19 protein-coding genes are annotated in these 16,920 nt (G+C 58.2%); 9 read left to right on the top strand and 10 right to left on the bottom strand.

Annotation, left to right across the window (positions count from 1 at the left end):
• Positions 1 to 79: 79 nt before the first annotated feature.
• The 6 genes from LRS40_RS12225 to LRS40_RS12200 form a co-directional block, all read right to left on the bottom strand.
• Entirely contained in the window at positions 80 to 1,468 is a 1,389-nt protein-coding gene (locus LRS40_RS12225; RefSeq protein WP_231313790.1) for an amidohydrolase family protein, read from the bottom strand.
• Between the two features lie 47 nt (positions 1,469 to 1,515).
• On the bottom strand, positions 1,516 to 2,463 hold the full coding sequence (locus LRS40_RS12220; RefSeq protein ID WP_142486834.1) for a carbamate kinase family protein: 948 nt from the start codon (positions 2,461 to 2,463) through the stop codon (positions 1,516 to 1,518).
• Positions 2,460 to 4,013: a xanthine permease gene (locus LRS40_RS12215; protein WP_142486835.1), complete on the bottom strand. Its 1,554-nt coding sequence runs from the start codon at positions 4,011 to 4,013 to the stop codon at positions 2,460 to 2,462. The genes LRS40_RS12220 and LRS40_RS12215 overlap by 4 nt, the downstream gene beginning before the upstream one ends.
• A gap of 11 nt (positions 4,014 to 4,024) precedes the next feature.
• Positions 4,025 to 5,440, bottom strand: a complete 1,416-nt coding sequence (locus LRS40_RS12210; RefSeq protein ID WP_231313789.1) for a DUF1116 domain-containing protein — start codon at positions 5,438 to 5,440, stop codon at positions 4,025 to 4,027.
• Entirely contained in the window at positions 5,440 to 6,981 is a 1,542-nt protein-coding gene (gene fdrA, locus LRS40_RS12205) for an acyl-CoA synthetase FdrA (protein ID WP_156264475.1), read from the bottom strand. The genes LRS40_RS12210 and fdrA overlap by 1 nt, the downstream gene beginning before the upstream one ends.
• Before the next feature lie 109 nt (positions 6,982 to 7,090).
• Positions 7,091 to 7,696 (bottom strand): ankyrin repeat domain-containing protein, encoded by a 606-nt coding sequence (locus LRS40_RS12200; RefSeq protein WP_142486838.1) that lies wholly within the window; start codon positions 7,694 to 7,696, stop codon positions 7,091 to 7,093.
• 319 nt (positions 7,697 to 8,015) lie between these two features.
• On the opposite strand from LRS40_RS12200, the gene LRS40_RS12195 reads away from it, so the two are divergent.
• A complete protein-coding gene (locus LRS40_RS12195) occupies positions 8,016 to 8,945 on the top strand; it encodes a LysR substrate-binding domain-containing protein (RefSeq protein ID WP_142486839.1) in 930 nt (309 codons plus the stop codon).
• On the opposite strand, the gene LRS40_RS12190 is transcribed toward LRS40_RS12195, so the two are convergent.
• Complete coding sequence (locus LRS40_RS12190; RefSeq protein ID WP_032613478.1) at positions 8,942 to 9,100, bottom strand: YqaE/Pmp3 family membrane protein; 159 nt, start codon at positions 9,098 to 9,100, stop codon at positions 8,942 to 8,944. The two genes, LRS40_RS12195 and LRS40_RS12190, sit on opposite strands and share 4 nt — an antisense overlap.
• A 222-nt stretch (positions 9,101 to 9,322) precedes the next feature.
• On the opposite strand from LRS40_RS12190, the gene LRS40_RS12185 reads away from it, so the two are divergent.
• Positions 9,323 to 9,502: a hypothetical protein gene (locus LRS40_RS12185; RefSeq protein ID WP_142486840.1), complete on the top strand. Its 180-nt coding sequence runs from the start codon at positions 9,323 to 9,325 to the stop codon at positions 9,500 to 9,502.
• A 43-nt stretch (positions 9,503 to 9,545) separates the two neighbouring features.
• Here LRS40_RS12185 and stpA read toward each other — a convergent pair whose 3' ends face one another.
• Positions 9,546 to 9,950, bottom strand: a complete 405-nt coding sequence (gene stpA / locus LRS40_RS12180; protein ID WP_142486841.1) for a DNA-binding protein StpA — start codon at positions 9,948 to 9,950, stop codon at positions 9,546 to 9,548.
• 370 nt (positions 9,951 to 10,320) lie between these two features.
• On the opposite strand from stpA, the gene LRS40_RS12175 reads away from it, so the two are divergent.
• Positions 10,321 to 10,512 carry a hypothetical protein gene (locus LRS40_RS12175; RefSeq protein WP_231313788.1) on the top strand — a complete coding sequence of 64 codons (192 nt, stop codon included), beginning with the start codon at positions 10,321 to 10,323 and terminating at the stop codon, positions 10,510 to 10,512.
• Between the two features lie 67 nt (positions 10,513 to 10,579).
• Entirely contained in the window at positions 10,580 to 11,029 is a 450-nt protein-coding gene (alaE, locus tag LRS40_RS12170) for an L-alanine exporter AlaE (RefSeq protein WP_142486843.1), read from the top strand.
• 32 nt (positions 11,030 to 11,061) lie between these two features.
• Here alaE and LRS40_RS12165 read toward each other — a convergent pair whose 3' ends face one another.
• Positions 11,062 to 11,406 (bottom strand): DUF2002 family protein, encoded by a 345-nt coding sequence (locus LRS40_RS12165; RefSeq protein ID WP_142486844.1) that lies wholly within the window; start codon positions 11,404 to 11,406, stop codon positions 11,062 to 11,064.
• Positions 11,407 to 11,567: 161 nt separating this feature from the next.
• On the opposite strand from LRS40_RS12165, the gene LRS40_RS12160 reads away from it, so the two are divergent.
• The 5 genes from LRS40_RS12160 (at position 11,568) to nrdF (ending at position 15,875) form a co-directional block, all read left to right on the top strand.
• Positions 11,568 to 11,894: a DUF883 family protein gene (locus tag LRS40_RS12160; RefSeq protein WP_032613488.1), complete on the top strand. Its 327-nt coding sequence runs from the start codon at positions 11,568 to 11,570 to the stop codon at positions 11,892 to 11,894.
• Between the two features lie 227 nt (positions 11,895 to 12,121).
• Entirely contained in the window at positions 12,122 to 12,382 is a 261-nt protein-coding gene (gene nrdH, locus LRS40_RS12155) for a glutaredoxin-like protein NrdH (RefSeq protein ID WP_231313787.1), read from the top strand.
• On the top strand, positions 12,379 to 12,789 hold the full coding sequence (gene nrdI / locus LRS40_RS12150; RefSeq protein WP_231313786.1) for a class Ib ribonucleoside-diphosphate reductase assembly flavoprotein NrdI: 411 nt from the start codon (positions 12,379 to 12,381) through the stop codon (positions 12,787 to 12,789). Before nrdH ends, nrdI begins: the two co-directional genes overlap by 4 nt.
• Entirely contained in the window at positions 12,762 to 14,906 is a 2,145-nt protein-coding gene (gene nrdE, locus LRS40_RS12145; protein WP_231313785.1) for a class 1b ribonucleoside-diphosphate reductase subunit alpha, read from the top strand. Before nrdI ends, nrdE begins: the two co-directional genes overlap by 28 nt.
• Before the next feature lie 9 nt (positions 14,907 to 14,915).
• Complete coding sequence (nrdF, locus tag LRS40_RS12140; RefSeq protein WP_231313784.1) at positions 14,916 to 15,875, top strand: class 1b ribonucleoside-diphosphate reductase subunit beta; 960 nt, start codon at positions 14,916 to 14,918, stop codon at positions 15,873 to 15,875.
• Between the two features lie 41 nt (positions 15,876 to 15,916).
• Here the strand turns inward: nrdF and LRS40_RS12135 are convergent, their stop codons facing one another.
• Positions 15,917 to 16,786, bottom strand: a complete 870-nt coding sequence (locus tag LRS40_RS12135) for an aldo/keto reductase (RefSeq protein ID WP_142486849.1) — start codon at positions 16,784 to 16,786, stop codon at positions 15,917 to 15,919.
• Positions 16,787 to 16,920 lie beyond the last annotated feature (134 nt).

Here is a 16,920-nt window from a genome sequence, read left to right as displayed (position 1 = left end):
GGGTGGCGCTTCGCTTACCCGGCCTACAAAAATCGCGAACCGTAGGCCGGGTAAGGCGTAGCCGCCACCCGGCACAACATCAGCCCACCGTCCCCCACACCAGGTTGCCGTTATGGAAGGTCGCGGTGCGCGGGGAAATGCGCGCCACCGCTTCGGCGGAGCAGGAGGCGTCCACCAGCACAAAGCTGGCGGCATCCTGCGCTTTCGGCCACACGCGCTCGCCTTTGTCGTTCAGCGGCAGCACGTCGCCGGTAGCAATACCTAACGCGTGGGACAGCGTCTGCTCGTTCGGGCGGATATAGAGCTGGGCATACAGATTGGCTTTTTCCAGCATGTCCCCCAGGCCATACGGCGACCAGTGGTCGATCACGCTGTCGGTGCCGGTAATCACAAACACCCCTTTATCGCGCAGCTGCTTGAGCGGCATATGCAGGGTACCGATCGGCACGGTAGAGGCGATGGTGATCTGCTGCGCCGCCATGCGCGGGGCCAGGGCGTCCACTTCCTGCTCGCTGAGCGTCGCCAGGGCAAAGGCGTGGCTGATGGTCAGCTTGCCCTTCAGCTCCGGCGTTTTCTCCACGGTTCGCACCATGTAGTTCACCGCCGCCACGCCCGCCGGGCTGGTTTCGTGCAGGTGGATATCCACCCCTTTGTCGTAATCCAGCGCAATCTGGAACATCAGGTCGAGGGATTTCTCCATCGCGCCGTCGACGCTGGTGGGGTCCAGCCCGCCGACATAGTGCGCCCCGGCCTGCATCGCCTCACGCATCAGCTTCTCCGAGTTCGAGAGCAACAGGCCGTGCTGCGGAAAAGCGACAATCTCGCAGTCGAATCCAGGCTTCCGCCGCGCCAGTACCGCCTGTAAATTCTCGAGGTTCTTCAGCCCCGAAGTCGGCTCGATATTGCAGTGGCTGCGGGCGATGGTGGAGCCCTTCGACTGGATCAGGTCGATCAGCTTTTCCGCCCGCTCCTGAGTGTAAGGTTGCAGCTCCGGAAGCAGCTTTTGCTCGAGGCGGATCATGTCCTGAATGGTGGTCCCCGCCGGGCGATTCAGGGAGCGCCACGGACCGCCGTAAAAGGTCTTATCCAGATGGATGTGCATGTCGCGCATCGCCGGGAGCAGCAGCTTGCCGCCGCCATCGTAGTGCGGCAGCATGGCGTCGGCGTGGCTGTTGTTATCCAGCAGGGCGGCGATTTTGCCATCCTTGATCTCCAGGGTTTTCAGCTCGGTGCGGGTGCTGACGGCCACGTCGCCGTCAAAGTTAAACCCGGCCTCCAGCAGCACGTTATCCAGATAGTAGTGGGTGGCGGTGATGTTCATCGGTTTGCCCGTCTCGCAGGTCGGTTTCGCTGTGTCAGCAGCATACGCGACGGAGCCGGTAGCGCCAAACAGCGCACAGGCGGTGGCAGCGGTTGCGATTTTGCCGCTCTGGCTGAGAAACTCCCGGCGGCTTTTATTCTCACTCATTGTCTTGTCCTTGTATTGTCTCGCGGCGGGCTGGAAGCCCGCCGGGGTTAGGCCACAATATGGGTACCCGTCTCGCCACGCAGCGCCGCAGGCAGGCAGTCCGGCGAGGTGATGATCACCCGCGTGCCGCCGTGGTGCAGGAATTCCAGGCTGGCAACGATTTTTGGCAGCATGCTGCCCGCCGGGAAGTGGCCCTCTTCCATGTAGCGCGTCATCTGCGCCACGCTCACCGTCTCCAGCGCCTGCTGGTTGGGCTTGCCGAAGTGGATGCACACTTTCTCCACGCCGGTAGTGATCACCAGCACGTTGGCGTGGATTTCGCGGGCCAGCAGCGCGGTGGAGAGATCTTTGTCGATCACCGCATCCACGCTCTGGTAGTCGCCCTGTGCGGTACGCACCACCGGAATGCCGCCGCCGCCCGCGCCAATCACCACGAAGCCTTTTTGCGTCAGCGCCTTGATGGCGTCGGCTTCGACGATGCGCACCGGCTGCGGCGAGGCCACCACGCGGCGGTATCCGCGGCCAGAATCCTCAACGAAATGCCAGTCGGGATGGGCGCGCTGTAGCTCATCACGCTGGGCCTCGCTGAAGAAAGCGCCAATCGGTTTAGTGGGATGGGTAAAGCCCGGGTCGTTCTGGTCCACTTCAACCTGAGTCACCACCGTCACCGCCTTCTGCTCGCCGCGGGCGGCGAGACGGTTGTTCAGCGCCTGCTGGATCAGGTAGCCGATCCCGCCCTGAGTGTCGGCCACGCAGTTCGCCAGCGGGGTCAGGGGCAGCCCTTCCCGCTCGTGGGCGATCTCCGCCCGACGCAGATCCAGCCCCACCTGGGGGCCGTTGCCGTGGGTGAGGACGATGTCATAGTCGGAGGCCAGCATCTCCAGCACCGAGTCCGCGACCGCTTTCACCGCCTGCGCCTGGTGCTCAATCGACTGACTGGCGTTATCTTTGATAATGCTGTTGCCACCGATGGCGACGACCATGAGTTCTTTCATACGTTTTCCTTCGCAACAGGGGCTGGTTCAACGCTCGCGGCTTCGCGGCTATCGAGAAAATGCTTCACCACAAACATGCCGCTCATCATCAGGTAGGCCAGCACGAAGGTCAGCGAGCTGCCCTCGGCGAAGCCGACCACCGGGGCATGAATCACCCCGAACAGGGCCAGCAGCGCCCCGACGGCGGCAGCGACCGCACCGCGCAGCGGTTTATTGATGATGGCGAAGATGGCGATACAGCCCCACAGCATGCTGGCGAGCGGTGCGCCGTTGCCGAGGTGCATCAGCCCTTCGTAGTAAATCCCTTTGCTGTGCAGCACGTCGGTACCGATTTTCGCCGCGTTGGTCCCCGCCGCCCCCATCACGCTGTTCATCATGGTCAGCGCCCAGTTGGCGATCCACGGGAACAGGCAGATAAAGATGACGGGCACCTCCACTTTGGGCGTTTCCCTCACCACCTGGTTGGCGGTGACCACGCCGATAAAGACCAGAATCGGCACGATGGCGGTCATTGGAATGATGGCGAGCATAAAGGCCCCCAGCCCGAACAGCGGCACGATGAACATGGTTACGCCAGAGGCCAGCGTGTAGCCGATGCTCGCCCCCATCGCTTTCCAGCCCGCATGGCCGACGTAGACCGTCACCGGGAACGGGTTGCCCATCAGGCAGCCGAGCATCGAGGCCAGACCGTTAGCCAGCATCACCTTGCGGGTCGGGTACTCATCCCCCGCCGCGTGGGCGCTTTCGATGTTCTCAAGGTCAAAGATGTAGTTCGCCAGCCCCAGCGGAACCGCAGACGCCAGATACGGCAGCGCGTGCGGCAGACCCTGCATAAAGCTGTCGATATGCACTTCCGGCGGGTTGAAACCGAAGGAGGACATCGAGGCTTTGATCGCTTCCGGGCTTTGCAGGCCGGAGATCCACGCCAGCGCGGTACCGGCGATCAGCAGCAGCAGACCGGTCGGGATGCGGGCGAAGATCGGCTTTTTACCAAACCAGTTGATGAAGATCAGCAGCAGCACGATGAAGGAGACCGTCGGCGCTTCGAAGGCCTGGAGCATCGGGTTCATTGCCAGCAGCAGCAGACCCAGACCGGACAGGCACGACAGCAGCACGGTACGCGGGATCATCTTGCGGATGGTTTCGCCGAGGAAGGAACCGCCCGCGAGGATCATCGCCTCCACGAAGCACCACACCAGACCAATCTGGATGGCGAAATCCGCATCGCCGGTCTGCTGATAGACCGGCATCAGCACCAGGAAGGTCACGGTGAAGATCGACGGGGCGCTCGGCCCCGACGGCAGTGCGGTCACGTCGTTACGCCCGGTCTGGCGCGCCATCTGTAAACCGAACCACGCGTAGCAGACGCTCGCCACCAGTACCGCCAGCCCGAAGGCCGGCGCAATACGTCCATAAACAATCTCTTTCGGGATGCCGACGACAAAAATGAGCAGCCCCATCATGGTCAGCAGGTTCGTCAGGTTGTTGGTCATCAACCCGAAGTACGCCGCCCAGTCACCTCTTTTCCACTCAAGTTTCATGCTTTTCATGGATGCTTACCTTATAAGAAGTAGCGATCGCGGAAGGTCAACAGCGCCTTTTCAAAACAGCTAAACGGCGGGTGAACGATGCCCGCCCCAATCATGCCGATCCCGGCGTCTTTGTGGGCAATCGCCGTGTTGATCACAGGCAGGATGCCGCTGCCCGCCACGCGGGTAATGTCGATGGCGGTCGGGATGCCCATGAACGACAGCAGCGGAATGGTAACGTTCGGGTTTTCACCGAGGGTGATCTCGCGCATCTGGCGGGAGAAGTCGATGGCTTCCTCCACCGTGCCGCCTACCAGGGCGACAATCGCCGGGGCCGTCGCCATCGCAAAGCCGCCGATGCCGTAGGTTTCGGTGATGGCGCTGTCGCCGATATCCAGCCCGGAGTCTTCCGGCTTGTAGCCCGCGAACATCGGGCCAATCACCTGCTGCGCCGGGCCGGTGAACCACTGCCCCGGCAGGCCGGAGATGCGCAGGCCAAACTCGTAGCCGTTGCGCGCCATGGTGGTGACCACGGTGCTGTACTCGATGCCGTGGGCGGCATCCAGCGCGGCTTTGCACATCGCCATCCACGTCGGGCCGGAGAAGTAGTCGCTGCTGGCGACAAACTCAAACACCTGGCGCTGCTGCTCCACCGGATAGCCCGCCTGGATCAGCCCCGGGGTCAGGGCCTGAATCAGCAGCGTGGTGCCGGCATTGTTGCGGTTGTGGCACTCGTCGCCCATGTGCAGGGCCTGAGCCAGCATTAAGCGCAGGTCGATTTCGCCGATGATTTTCATGGCATCGCGCAGCATCGGGCCGAGCACGTCGCGCATCCAGTTCAGACGGTCGATCACGCTCTGGTCGTTGGCACCCATGCGCAGGATCTTCGCCATCTGCTCGCTGAGGTTGGTGAAGGCGCGGTTGCCCCAGGTTTTGTTCTCGACGATGTGCATAAACATCGACGCGGAGGTAACGCCCGCCATCGAGCCCACGCAGTCGTGCTCGTGACACGGCGAGAAGGTGATCTCCCCGGAGGCCGCCAGCCGTGCCGCGTCCTCGAGATCTGTTGCCAGCCCTTCAAACACCAGCGCCCCGGTAACGGCCCCTTTCATCGCTCCGCACATGTTTTCCCAGGCCACCGGCGGGCCGGCGTGCAGGATGGTGGTGCGGGTCATCCCCGGCACCACGTTAATGGCCTGGTCGTAGCCCACCAGCACCGGGTGAGACTGGATAATGCGCTCCAGCGCGATTTTGTTGGCAGCGGCAATTTTCTCCGCCAGCGGTTTATCCGCCAGCTGATCCAGCGCTTCCACCACCTGCATATTGCCCTGCCCCGGCGGGGTCCAGTCGAGGTGGGTAACCGGGACGTGCTGCTTCTTCAGGTCGTCGCTGAACAGGGCGATGCCGACGTTAATGACGTTAAGCGGCTGGTTAAATAAGGTGGTCATCAGGCTTTCTCCCCTTTGCAGACAAATTCACGTGCCAGTAATCCGGTATTGGTACTGCTGCTGGCCCAGATGACGCCCGCATCGGTCAGCAGCTGGCACTGCTGGCTGAGAGACGGGGTATCCTGGTCGGTGCCGAGCACATAGCCGAGGATCTCCAGCGGACGGTTGTCGGCTCTGGCGATCGCCTGCGCCTCCTTGATCGCCTCGATCATCACCCCCACCGGATCTTCGTGCGATCCGAACCCGAGAACGAAGTCCATGACGATCACACCCACTTCGGGATCCCGCGCCTCCTGCAGCAGGCGGCTGATGCGGTTGGTCGGGTCGATCATCGGGTGCGGTTTGCCGTTGGTGAAGTCGTCGTCACCAAAGTCGAGGAAGGTGTGGGCCTGGCTGACGTTGATATCTGCCAGACGTTTGGTCGGATCCGGCTGAATGTTGCTGTAGACATCGTCGTATTTTTCCAGCGCGGCGAACATGGCTTCGTCGCACAGGGTGCCGCCGCAGAACAGGCCGCGAATGTACTTCTGCTGCGGGGTCAGACGGGCGCGCACCTCTTCGATCAGCGGCCAGTTGAGCGGGTGCAGATCCAGTGACTCTTTTTTAATCCCGGTGAGCAAGACCGCTTTCAGCGCCGCCTCTTTGGTGCCGCGGGCAAACTGTAATCCGTCTTCATCGGCCGGTGGCTCGTTGCGACCGAGGAAGCAGACCACCACAGGTTTACGGCAGGCGCGGGCGCGGGCCAGCACTTTCTCGGCCACCGCAGGCGCAGGCGGTTTGGAGATCAGCGCGATGACCTGGGTGGCGTCGTCGGCTTCCAGCATGCCGATGGCGTCGAGCATCATCAGCCCGCCGATTTTTTCGCTCAGATCGCGGCCGCCGGTGCCGATCAGCTGGGAGATCCCGCCGCCGAACTCGTGGATGCGCGCGCTCAGCTCCTGGCTGCCGGTACCGGAGGCACCGACGATACCGATCGAGCCGCGACGCACCGCGTTGGCAAAGCACAGCCCTGCCCCGTTAATGATGGCGGTGCCGCAGTCCGGCCCCATCATCAGCAGCCCTTTCTCGTGGGCCAGCTGCTTGAGCGCCAGCTCGTCGTCGAGCGAGACGTTATCAGAGAACAGCATCACGTTGAGGCCGTTCTCCAGCGCCTGGCGCGCCTCGCGGGCGGCAAAGGTGCCGTTGACGGAGATCACCGCCAGATTGCTCTCCGGGCGATGGGTTTTGGCACTGGCGAGGGTGGCGTATCGCGCTTCATGACTGCCGGCGCTCTCTTTGCGGGTGAACAGGGCTTCGATGGCGGCCAGGGTGTCGTCGTTGGCGGCCTCGCCTTTAATGACGATCATCAGGTCGCCGTTTTTGGCGTCTTCTAATTCCGGCGTCAGCAGGCCGAGATTTTTTAATACGCCTTTATTCATTTCAGTGGCCATGGCGACAAAGGCCTGTTCCACGCCGGGCAATTTATTGGCTTTGGTGGAAACCGACATCAGCGATACGGAATCAAAATAAGTATTCTTTTTTATTACGATTTTGGTGGGCATTACGTCCTCCTGGATGCGGGCAAAAGGGGGCCACATCACGCCCGAAGGCATGATGGAAAAACGGTCCGGTTTTAATTTCAGGCCAGCCCGAAACGGCTGGCCGGGGGTATTACGCGCCGGCGGCGATCAGCAGGTCGGCGATCTCGTTGAAGCCTTTTTCCCGCGCCAGTTCGAGGGGAGATTTGCCGTACTTGTCGGTCATGTGCGGGTTGGCGCCGTGGTCGAGCAGCAGCTTCACAATCGCCTGCTGGCGGGCACCGCCATCATTGAGAACGATGGCTTCGAGCAGCGGCGTCCAGCCTACGAAGTTGGTGTGGTTAACGTTGATGTCGGTGTGGGTCAGCAGCTCCTGCACCACTTCCAGATGCCCCTTCTCGCTGGCCGGGGTGATGCCCACGCCGCCAAAGCGGGTCAGCCTGTCGAGATCCGGGTTGGCCGGCAGCACCAGGCGCAGCAGGGTGAGATCGTTGGTCAGGCAGCTGATGAGGAACGGGTTGAAACAGGTCTGATCCTGCTGGTCGATATTGGCCCCGGCGGCAATCAGTAATTCCACGCAGGGATAATGTTTATTCAGGCTGGCAATAATAATGGCGGTTCTTTTCTGCCGGTTGGTGGCGTTAATATCCACCCCTTTTTCCAGACAGGCTTTTAATGCGTCGGCATTTCCCTGTTCGGCGGCTAGCAGAAATTCAGTAACAAGCTCATTGCTGGACATATCCACACTCCTGGTTTTCCTTTCTGATGGACTGAGCATAGCAACGGCCTGGTCAGAAAAGAATCCGCTTAAAAAGGATTCATCGACAGCGAATTCATTGTTGAGTTAAATTTAACAGTGGAGTCAAAATGTGCGTCTGTGCAACCTTTTCCTTATGTTTTACCGCTTTTTAAGCCCCTAAGCTGCATTCTGCTTATGTTTACTGAGCCCTTGTGCCGTGCGGCTCGCAGCAAATTAGCAGAACTGTGACCGGCGTCAAATGCGTTGTAACCACTTTGTTAAAATATGTTCAAAACTGATGGGTGCCGGGAGCCATAATATGAATTCCATCTTTACCGAAGAGAACCTGCTGGCCTTCACCACCGCGGCGCGTTTTGGCAGCTTCAGCAAAGCCGCCGCCGAACTGGGGGTGACCACCTCAGCCATCAGCTACACCATCAAGCGGATGGAGACCGGCCTCGACGTGGTGCTGTTTGTGCGTAACACCCGCAGCATCGAGCTGACCGAGTCGGGGTTCTACTTCTACCGCAAATCCATAGACCTGCTGAATGACTTCCACGCCATCAAGCGTGGGATCGACACCATTTCGCAGGGCATTGAGACCCGGGTGCGGATCTGCATCAACCAGCTGCTCTACACCCCGCGCCACACCGCTCGCCTGTTACAGGTGCTGAAAAAGCAGTTCCCCACCTGCCAGATCACGGTCACGACCGAGGTGTACAACGGGGTCTGGGATTCGATCATCAATAACCAGGCGAATATCGCCATTGGTGCTCCGGATACCCTGCTCGACGGCGGCGGGATTGATTACACCGAGATTGGCGCCATCCGCTGGGTGTTCGCCATCGCCCCGGACCATCCGCTGGCGCTGGCCCCGGAGCCGCTGGCCGAGAGCCAGCTGCGGCTGTATCCCAACATCATGGTTGAAGACACGGCGCACACCATCAATAAAAAAGTGGGCTGGCTGCTGCACGGCCAGGAGGCGATCCTGGTTCCGGATTTCAATACCAAGTGCCAGTGTCAGATCCTCGGAGAAGGGATTGGTTTTTTACCGGAGCATATGGCGAGAGAGGCGGTGGATGCAGGACTGCTGGTGACGCGACGTATTAATAACCCGCGCCAGGATTCGCGCATGCTGCTCGCCACGCAGCATGCGGCTACCGGTCAGGTCACCCGTTGGATCAAACAGCAGTTTGCGCCTCAGGGGGTGCTGACCGGGATCTACAGCGATTTACTGTGGCGGGATTAGCTGCGGCTCTGCACCCAGAACGCGTGGATAAGGCCGGGGATGTAACCCAACAGGGTCAGGATGATGTTCAGAATAAACGCCCAGCCGAAGCCTTTACCCAGCAGCACGCCAAGGGGCGGTAAAATGATGGTAATTACGATACGCCAGAAACCCATAGATTCTCCATGTAAGCAGTCAGGTCATTGTAAAAGAAGAGCTTTTACCTTAAGCGTAGTGAGTCTACGCACAGCCGCCAGCGTTCGCGTGAAGTTTTACCCTCTTTTACCCTCTTTACACAGGTTTAGTCTGGCGATTAAGGGGTAATCCTCGCGGGATGCTGTACCCGGGCCTGCGCCTGGGCTAAGCTCAGGGACACATCAATCCTGAAGGAGGTAATTATGTTTTCTGTTGGCGATCTCGTACAACCGCGCATGGGCGGACCGAAACTTAAAGTCATCGAAGTGCATGAAGATCAGATTGTGGCGGTGCAGGCGAGTAACGAGCAAGGGGAGAAATTCACCCTGAAGGCAGCGGACGTAACGCTGTATAAAGAAGACGGTGATTTTGGGGTTTGCTAAGCAGACGCTACCGGGCGGTATTACTCCGCCCGATATGCACAGTTTAAATCAGGAAATCATCCAGTGATTTTCCTTCTGCCAGTGCAAGGGCAATAGGCTTCGGCGTACGGCCCTGACCGGTCCAGGTTTTTTCCTGACCGTCGACATCGGTAAAGCGATATTTTGCCGCGCGCGCCTGACGTTTTTTCGGCTGTGCCGGGGCGTTCAGCAGATCGGAACTCAGCAGATCTTCTGCCGAAATACCGTCGGCTTTCATCATCTCCAGCAGGGCGTTAATTTTCTGACTCTGTTCGGCACGCTGCTGTTCAACTTCAGCCTGTTCATTACGTTTCTCTTCCGTGACAATGCGCAGCTTTTCGAGCATATCTTCCAGCACGTCCAGCGAGAATTCACGCGCCGTTGCGCGCAGGGTACGAATATTATTAAGATTCTGTAACAGCGAAGTCATATAAAATGAAAACCTTTTCAAGTCGATAAAATAAACAATAGCGGCCATGGTAATTCATTTGTTTATGAACATCCAGACAACAGCGCACGAAAATATAATTTATCTCAAATTAAATGAAATAAAGAAAATAGTCAGTGCGATGCTTCTCTTTTTGTATGATTTATCCTGATAACCTGTTTAATGATTATTTAATTCCTGAACCTTTCCAGGGGAATTGCCTGGGCTTTTCTCTTGTCGGCATAACGACTATTCATTCACTTCTGACGCATAAATCAAAAAACCTCTTTCCAGACTTTCACTCCAACCAATCTCAAACTGGCAGCATGAGCAGCAAGCAAAGCACGGGATTTTTCGCCCCGGAACACAGCAGATGCCCTCCGCTGAAAATAAAAAATACAACCCATTGTTTATCAAAAAGAAAAACAAAGAACGAAGAGAAAATGCCGCCGCACTGGCAAAACCGATTGGCTTAGAGAATTTTACGGACAAAACGCCTTTAAATAAAAATTTATCGCTAATTGTAGGTTTCAATGCAGAGAGATACTCTATACACGAAAAATAATGCAAACTAAAGCACTAACCTACCCTGCTTTAGCCTCTCTGTTATACAACCTTTAAGGAGTCAGGACATGTTCTCTCGGCAGTCTCGCCTGCGTCACGCGGTAGCGGATACCTTTGCCATGGTGGTCTACTGTTCGGTGGTGAACATGCTGATTGAAATATTCCTCTCCGGAATGACCTTCGAGCAGTCGCTTTCCTCCCGCCTGGTGGCCGTCCCGGTGAATATCCTTATTGCATGGCCATACGGTTTCTATCGCGATGCGGTGATGCGCGTTGCCCGTCGCTACTCGCCCACCGGCTGGATGAAAAATCTGGCGGACGTGGTGGCCTACGTCACCTTTCAGTCGCCGGTGTATGTCGCGATCCTGTTAACGGTGGGAGCCGACTGGCACCAGATTGCCGCGGCGGTGAGTTCAAATATCGTGGTGTCGATGATGATGGGTGCGGTCTACGGCTATTTCCTCGATTACTGCCGACGTCTGTTCAAAGTCAGCCAGTATCAACAGGTCAAAGCGTAAAGCACGGCGACTGGCGCAAGCCAGTCGCGTCATTATTGCGCGTCGCCAAACAGGCCCTTCAGAAAGCGTTCCAGCGCCATGCGGGAACTGAAGCCATGCGGAATACCATAATGTTCCTGGTTATTGCCCCCTAAATAGAGCGGGAACTGCTCATAATGGTCGCTGGTTTTCATCTCTGAAGCAGGGTCCGCAAAGGAAAGGCTTTTCTCTTTCAGCGTCGGGTGAATGATCAGCGCCGTGCGCCCCATACGGGCTTCCCGGTTCACATAAACATAATTATCGCCACGACGGTACCCGTATGCTTTTTGGGTTACCACATCCACGGTAAATCCCGCTTTTTCAAGTTCGCGCGCAACCTCATCGGGTCGTAAATACATATTCTTTCCTCGTTATCATTTCCTGCCGGGCAACCTTACCGTATTCAGCAATAGCAGCGCTTTCAGAAAAATCCATAAACGGCCTGATAAGCCGTGACCGGCTTCAGATATTAAAAAGGTGGTCTAAACTATTAATTACCGCAAATACAAGGGAGAAGCATATGTTTAACCGTTCGAACCGAAACGATGTTGACGACGATGTTCAGGATATCCATAACGATGTCAGGAAATTAGCGGATTCGCTGGAAAGCGTTTTGAAATCCTGGGGATCGGATGCGAAGGGCGAAGCGGACGACGCCAGACGTAAAGCCAAATCGCTGCTGCGTGAAACCCGCGCGCGTCTGCAGGGTCGCTCGACCGGCAAGCAGGCCGCCTGCGATGCCATTGGCTGCGCTAACACCTTTATCCGTGAACGTCCGATGTGTGCGGTAGGGACCGTCGCCGCGGTGGGGATCTTTATCGGCGCGCTGCTTGCTCTGCGCAAATAATCTCCGATCCGGCTCTATCCTCCTTTGCCCCCATGCCCTGCGGTGTGGGGGTTTTTCTTTTTTAAGCCCGAGCGCCTCCCTCTCCCGTTGAACGCATCACCGACAGTGAACCCCTGACATTTTCCCATATCTTGTATGGTTGAAACTTACGATAACTACATCTAGTATTCTCTTTAGCAAGACAGACTCCTGGTGACGCACTAACTGGCGTCGGAATCCTATTCTAGATGGAAATACGAATCATGCGCATTATTATTTACACTCAAAACGACTGTGTGCAGTGCCATGCTACCAAACGCGCCATGGAGAGCCGCGGCGTGGCCTTTGAAATGGTGAATGTTGACCTGGTTCCTGACGCGGCAGAGATGCTCAAAGCCCAGGGGTTCCGCCAGTTGCCGGTGGTGATCGCCGGGGAAACCAGTTGGTCCGGCTTCCGCCCGGATCTGATTAACCGTCTGCCCCAGCCAGCCCAGGCCGCCCGGGCATGAGCCTGCTCGTCTACTTCTCCAGCAGTTCGGAGAACACGCACCGCTTTATCGCGCGCGTCGGGCTGCCCGCCGTGCGGATCCCGCTTAACGAGCGGGAGCGGCTCCAGGTAGACGAGCCCTTTATTCTGGTGGTGCCCAGCTACGGCGGGGGTGGAACGGCCGGGGCGGTGCCGCGGCAGGCGATCCGCTTTCTCAACGATCCGCACAACCGGGCGCTTATCCGCGGGGTGATTGCCGCCGGCAACCGTAACTTCGGCGAGGCGTTCGGCCGCGCCGGGGACGTCATCTCACAAAAATGCGGCGTGCCGTACCTCTATCGCTTCGAGCTGATGGGGACCCAGCAGGACGTCGACAACGTGCGTAAAGGAGTGAACGAATTTTGGCAACGACAACCGCAGAGCGCGTGATGCAGAGATCAACCGATTTCCATGCGCTGAACGCCATGCTGAACCTGTACGATCGGGACGGGAAGATCCAGTTCAGCAAAGATCATGAGGCGGTGGACGCCTTTTTTAACGCCCACGTCTACCCCAACAGCATGTCCTTTACCAGCCCGCAGGCGCGTCTCGACTATCTGGTCAGCGAGAGTTACTACGATCCGAGGGTGCTGGCACGCTTCGATCGTGCCTTCGTGCTGGGGCTGTTTGCCCACGCTCACGCCAGCGGTTTTCGTTTTCAGACCTTCCTCGGCGCATGGAAGTTTTATACCAGCTACACGCTGAAAACCTTCGACGGTAAGCAGTACCTCGAACACTTCGAGGATCGGGTGGTGATGGTGGCCCTGACCCTGTCCCAGGGGGATGAAACCCTTGCCCGCCAGCTTACCGACGAAATGCTCGCCGGACGCTTCCAGCCCGCGACGCCCACCTTCCTCAACTGCGGCAAGGCCCAGCGCGGGGAGCTGGTCTCCTGCTTCCTGCTGCGTATCGAAGACAATATGGAGTCCATTGGCCGGGCGGTGAACTCAGCGTTGCAGCTCTCCAAACGCGGCGGCGGCGTGGCGTTTTTACTCTCGAACCTGCGGGAAGCGGGGGCGCCGATCAAGCGCATTGAGAACCAGTCCTCGGGGGTGATCCCGGTGATGAAAATGCTGGAAGATGCTTTCTCCTACGCCAACCAGCTGGGCGCGCGCCAGGGGGCCGGGGCGGTCTATCTGCATGCCCATCACCCGGACATTCTGCGGTTCCTCGACACCAAACGGGAAAACACCGACGAAAAAATTCGTATCAAAACCCTGTCGCTGGGGGTGGTGATCCCGGATATCACCTTCCGGCTGGCGAAGGAGAACGCCGATATGGCGCTGTTCTCACCCTATGACGTGGAGCGCATCTACGGCAAGCCGTTTGGCGATGTGGCGGTCAGCGAGCTGTACGACGAGATGGTGGCGGATCCGAGCATTCGTAAGACTACTCTCAACGCCCGCGACTTCTTCCAGCGGCTGGCGGAGATCCAGTTTGAGTCCGGCTATCCGTACATCATGTATGAAGATACCGTTAACCGCGCCAACCCCATTGCCGGGCGCATCAACATGAGCAACCTGTGCTCGGAGATTTTGCAGGTCAACAGCGCCTCAACCTATGACGAGGATCTGGATTACACCCGGATCGGGCACGATATCTCCTGCAATCTGGGCTCGCTGAACATTGCCCATACCATGGACTCCCCCAACTTTGGCCGTACCGTCGAAACTGCGGTGCGCGGCCTGTCGGCGGTGTCGGACATGAGCCACATCCGCAGCGTGCCGTCGGTGGAGGCCGGGAACGCCGCCTCGCACGCCATCGGCCTCGGGCAGATGAACCTGCACGGCTATCTGGCGCGGGAGGGGATCGCCTACGGCAGTCCGGAGGGGCTGGATTTCACCAATCTCTATTTCTACACCATCACCTGGCACGCCCTGAACACCTCGATGATGCTGGCCCGCGAAAAGGGGCGGCGTTTCGCGGGCTTCGAACAGTCGCGCTACGCCAGCGGGGAGTATTTTAGTCGGTATCTGGAAAACGACTGGCAGCCGAAAACGGAGAAGGTGCGCGCGCTCTTTGCCCGGGCCGGCATTACCCTGCCGACGCGGGAGATGTGGCAGCAGCTGCGGGACGACGTGATGCAGTTCGGCATCTACAACCAGAATTTGCAGGCAGTGCCGCCTACCGGGTCGATCTCGTACATCAACCATGCGACCTCGAGCATTCACCCTATCGTCTCGAAAATCGAGATCCGCAAAGAGGGCAAAACCGGGCGCGTTTACTACCCTGCCCCCTTTATGACCAACGAGAACCTGGCCCTGTATCAGGACGCCTACGAGATTGGGCCGGAAAAGATTATCGATACCTATGCCGAGGCGACGAAGCACGTCGACCAGGGGCTGTCGCTGACGCTGTTTTTCCCGGACACCGCCACCACCCGCGACATCAACAGAGCGCAGATTTACGCGTGGAAGAAAGGGATCAAAACCCTGTACTACATTCGCCTGCGCCAGCTTGCGCTGGAAGGCACCGAAACAGAAGGCTGCGTGTCCTGCGCGCTTTAAGGAGAGAGGATGAAACTGTCACGGGTTCACGCCGTTAACTGGAACAAGATTGAAGATGATAAGGATCTGGAGGTGTGGAACCGCCTGACCAGCAACTTCTGGCTACCGGAAAAGGTGCCTCTGTCGAATGACGTCCAGGCCTGGGCCACCCTGAGCCACGCCGAGCAGCAGCTGACCATTCGCGTCTTTACCGGCCTGACCCTGCTCGACACGGTGCAGAACACGGTGGGCGCTCCGGCCCTGATCGCCGATGCGCTGACGCCGCACGAAGAGGCGGTGATGTCGAACATCAGCTTTATGGAGGCGGTGCATGCCCGCTCCTACAGCTCGATCTTCTCCACCCTCTGTCAGACCCGGGACGTGGATGCCGCCTACCGCTGGAGCGAGGAGAGCGACGCGTTGCAGCGCAAAGCTCAGCGGGTGCTGGAACAGTATCGCGCCGACGAGCCGCTGAAGAAGAAGATCGCCAGCGTGTTTCTGGAATCGTTCCTCTTCTACTCCGGCTTCTGGCTGCCGATGTACTGGTCCAGCCGGGGCAAGCTGACCAATACCGCGGATCTGATCCGGCTCATCATCCGCGATGAGGCGGTACACGGGTACTACATTGGCTATAAGTTCCAAAAAGGGCTGGAGAAAGTGAGCGCGGCGGAGCGCGAGGATTTAAAAGGCTTTGCGCTGGATCTGCTGATGGATCTGTATGACAACGAGCTGGCCTATACCGAAGAGCTGTACGCCGGAACCGGCTGGGAGGAGGATGTGAAGGCCTTCCTCTGCTACAACGCCAACAAGGCGCTGATGAACCTCGGCTACGAGGCGCTGTTCCCGCCGGAGATGGCCGAGGTCAACCCGGCCATCCTCGCCGCACTTTCGCCGAATGCCGACGAAAACCACGACTTCTTCTCGGGCTCGGGGTCGTCGTATGTGATGGGTAAAGCGGTGGAGACCGAAGACGAGGACTGGAATTTCTAATAATTTCACCCCGAAAAGGGGTGAAAGAGTGGCGCAACGGTTCAGTCGTGAATGTTGACGCCCAGGCAAGCGCGAACAAACTCAGGGTTAAAGTGCTTCACGGCATCCCCGACGTAGCCCAAATCGAGGGCGTCGATCTGCGCCATTTCGCTCTCCGTCAGGGAGAAATCCCAGATAGCAACGTTCTCTTCGATACGTTCCTGATGGGTCGATTTTGGAATGACGGTCACACCGCGCTGGACGTTCCAGCGCAGGACCACCTGAGCAACGCTCTTTTTATGGGCATCGGCAATGCCCTGCAGCATCGCATTTTCATACGGCTTGTGTCGCCCGCCGCCCAAGGGCGCCCAGGCTTCAGGCTGCACGTTGTAATAGCGCATGGTTTCCAGGGCGGCAGGTTGGGCAAAGTACGGATGCAGTTCAACCTGATTGACCATCGGCCTGATTCGGACGGTTTCACAGAAGTTGGCTAAGACGTGAGGATAAAAATTGGACACCCCAATCGCTCTCAGTTTACCGGCTTCATAGGCCTCTTCCATCGCCCGCCACGCGCTGAAATAGTCCCGCATGGCCTGATGCAGCAAGTAGAGATCAAAGTACTCCAGCCCCGATTTTTCTAACGACGCGTCGATACCCGCTTTGGCCGTCTCGTCGCTGGCCATGTCCTGCACCCACAGTTTTGAGGTAATGAACAGCTCTTCCCGGGTGCACAGGCCCCCGGCAATGGCTTCCCGAACGGCGTCGCCCACGGCATCTTCATTGCCATAGACCGCAGCCGTATCGATCAGACGATAGCCTGCCCGAATCGCGCTCAGCACGGACTGTTTACACTCTTCTTTGTCAGTAACCTGAAAAACACCGAAACCGGCCATCGGCATTTTCAGGCCGTTGCTTAATTCTGCATATTCCACGATTGAACTCCTCTGCGCTGTCAAACAGCCATTCTAAAGGACAAAGACGGTGGCGATTAAGAGGCAGAGCCTGACAGGAGTTATGCAAATAATTCATTAATGCCCTTCTCAGATAGCGTTTCTGCTCGCAAGCC

It is taken from the genome of Leclercia sp. G3L, assembly GCF_021117075.1.
Lineage (GTDB): Bacteria > Pseudomonadota > Gammaproteobacteria > Enterobacterales > Enterobacteriaceae > Enterobacter > Enterobacter adecarboxylatus_C.
The sequence above is the reverse complement of the archived record's forward strand: the minus strand, read 5'-3'. Positions and strand labels throughout refer to the sequence as shown.

Excerpts from the sequence above, each read along its gene's own strand:
- nrdI (WP_231313786.1), top strand. The coding sequence starts at position 12,379 with ATGAGCCTGCTCGTCTACTTCTCCAGCAGTTCGGAGAACACGCACCGC.
- LRS40_RS12215 (WP_142486835.1), bottom strand. The coding sequence starts at position 4,013 with ATGAAAAGCATGAAACTTGAGTGGAAAAGAGGTGACTGGGCGGCGTAC.
- stpA (WP_142486841.1), bottom strand. The coding sequence starts at position 9,950 with ATGACTTCGCTGTTACAGAATCTTAATAATATTCGTACCCTGCGCGCA.
- LRS40_RS12160 (WP_032613488.1), top strand. The coding sequence starts at position 11,568 with ATGTTTAACCGTTCGAACCGAAACGATGTTGACGACGATGTTCAGGAT.
- LRS40_RS12190 (WP_032613478.1), bottom strand. The coding sequence starts at position 9,100 with ATGGGTTTCTGGCGTATCGTAATTACCATCATTTTACCGCCCCTTGGC.
- LRS40_RS12225 (WP_231313790.1), bottom strand. The coding sequence starts at position 1,468 with ATGAGTGAGAATAAAAGCCGCCGGGAGTTTCTCAGCCAGAGCGGCAAA.
- LRS40_RS12185 (WP_142486840.1), top strand. The coding sequence starts at position 9,323 with ATGTTTTCTGTTGGCGATCTCGTACAACCGCGCATGGGCGGACCGAAA.
- nrdF (WP_231313784.1), top strand. The coding sequence starts at position 14,916 with ATGAAACTGTCACGGGTTCACGCCGTTAACTGGAACAAGATTGAAGAT.
- nrdH (WP_231313787.1), top strand. The coding sequence starts at position 12,122 with ATGGAAATACGAATCATGCGCATTATTATTTACACTCAAAACGACTGT.
- LRS40_RS12220 (WP_142486834.1), bottom strand. The coding sequence starts at position 2,463 with ATGAAAGAACTCATGGTCGTCGCCATCGGTGGCAACAGCATTATCAAA.
- LRS40_RS12210 (WP_231313789.1), bottom strand. The coding sequence starts at position 5,440 with ATGACCACCTTATTTAACCAGCCGCTTAACGTCATTAACGTCGGCATC.
- LRS40_RS12165 (WP_142486844.1), bottom strand. The coding sequence starts at position 11,406 with ATGTATTTACGACCCGATGAGGTTGCGCGCGAACTTGAAAAAGCGGGA.
- alaE (WP_142486843.1), top strand. The coding sequence starts at position 10,580 with ATGTTCTCTCGGCAGTCTCGCCTGCGTCACGCGGTAGCGGATACCTTT.
- LRS40_RS12195 (WP_142486839.1), top strand. The coding sequence starts at position 8,016 with ATGAATTCCATCTTTACCGAAGAGAACCTGCTGGCCTTCACCACCGCG.
- LRS40_RS12175 (WP_231313788.1), top strand. The coding sequence starts at position 10,321 with ATGCCCTCCGCTGAAAATAAAAAATACAACCCATTGTTTATCAAAAAG.
- fdrA (WP_156264475.1), bottom strand. The coding sequence starts at position 6,981 with ATGCCCACCAAAATCGTAATAAAAAAGAATACTTATTTTGATTCCGTA.
- LRS40_RS12200 (WP_142486838.1), bottom strand. The coding sequence starts at position 7,696 with ATGTCCAGCAATGAGCTTGTTACTGAATTTCTGCTAGCCGCCGAACAG.